Source organism: Vibrio sp. 811, from assembly GCF_033339195.1.
This window is the reverse complement of the sequence record NZ_JAWOUB010000429.1, coordinates 1-687: the sequence shown is the minus strand read 5'-3', so window position 1 is coordinate 687 and position 687 is coordinate 1. Positions and strand designations below refer to the sequence as shown.

The following is a 687-nucleotide window of genomic DNA, read 5'->3' as shown; positions in this document are numbered from 1 at the left end:
CAGTGTGAAGCATGCCATGGTCCAGCGAACAATCACGAGCGCAATCCGCGAAAAGGACAAGTTCGTGAGCCAATGATCACTTTTGGACCAAACTCCCCTGTACCGGCCGAAAAGCAAAACAGCGTGTGTTTATCTTGTCACCAAGATGCGAAACGCTCGACTTGGCATAGTAGCGAGCACGCTTTTGAAGGGCTGTCTTGTGCAAGCTGTCACCAACTGCATCAAAAAGACGATCCGATGATGGTTGCCGAAATGCAAGCAGACAAATGCACCGATTGTCACTCCCGCACCAAATCGGATATCCACAAACGCAGTCGTCATCCTATTATCGACGGCGTCATGACTTGTTCTAGCTGCCACAATCCGCATCAGAAATTAAATGAAGCGAGCTTGAATTGGTCAACCGTCAATAACGCTTGTTACGAGTGTCATGCAGAAAAACGCGGCCCATTCTTATGGGAGCATGAGCCTGTAAATGAAGATTGCACATCCTGCCACACACCTCATGGTTCCGTGAACCAAGCCTTGCTCAATAAACGGCTGCCAATGCTTTGTCAGGAATGTCACCGTGTGCCACATGCAAACGTAGCCATTCCTGAAAACGACTTGAGAGTGCGCGGCGGAAGTTGTTTAAACTGCCACAATCAAGTGCATGGCTCTAACCACCCACGTGGTCAAACATTAAGT

General features: G+C 48.9%; 1 protein-coding gene. It reads left to right on the top strand.

Annotated elements, in window-relative coordinates; all coding sequences use genetic code 11:
• On the top strand, positions 1-687 hold a 687-nt coding region (locus R7Q46_RS27300), incomplete at both ends, for a DmsE family decaheme c-type cytochrome (protein WP_318078293.1).